The organism is Psychrobacter sp. FME6, from assembly GCF_014861365.1.
GTDB lineage: Bacteria > Pseudomonadota > Gammaproteobacteria > Pseudomonadales > Moraxellaceae > Psychrobacter.
Genome location: NZ_RRYW01000249.1, coordinates 1 through 494, shown reverse-complemented (window position 1 = coordinate 494; position 494 = coordinate 1). Strand labels below are relative to the sequence as shown.

Annotated in this window: 1 protein-coding gene; it reads right to left on the bottom strand. The window is 44.1% G+C overall.

Annotated elements, in window-relative coordinates; all coding sequences use genetic code 11:
- Nucleotides 1-494, bottom strand: a 494-nt coding sequence (locus tag EI162_RS14490; protein ID WP_192524990.1) for an IS5 family transposase, incomplete at both ends; no start/stop codon positions are given.

Genomic DNA, 494 nt, shown 5'->3' with positions numbered 1-494 from the left:
GCGACCGTATTCTCATAACTCTGCTTGAGCTTATCAAATCTGGTGGCAACTGCCCTATACTGTTTTAGCTTAGCAAAAGCATTTTCTACTAAGTGGCGTACCTTGTACAAGTTCCAGTCCATATGGTCGTTAGAGGACTTTGTATTTCGTTTCCGAGGGATGTTATCACACGTCCCTGCTTGTTCAATATGGGCTCGTAGCGCATCAGAATCATAGCCTTTATCGGCACATAAAACCTCTGTATCGCTCAAATCAACCTTGTCTATTAAGTCAGGAGCGACTTTAACATCGTGGGTTGTACCATCTGACAAGATAAAAGTGAGTGGATTGCCATGAGCATCAACTGCCAAATGAATCTTGGTCGCGCGTCCTGCAACACTTTTACTAATAGCCTGCGCATTCTCATTGCCACCACTGCTGTGTTGATGCGCTTTAATATGAGTGCCATCGATAAAGACCCATTCAAGGTCTGCGTCCTTGATCAGTAACGTAAA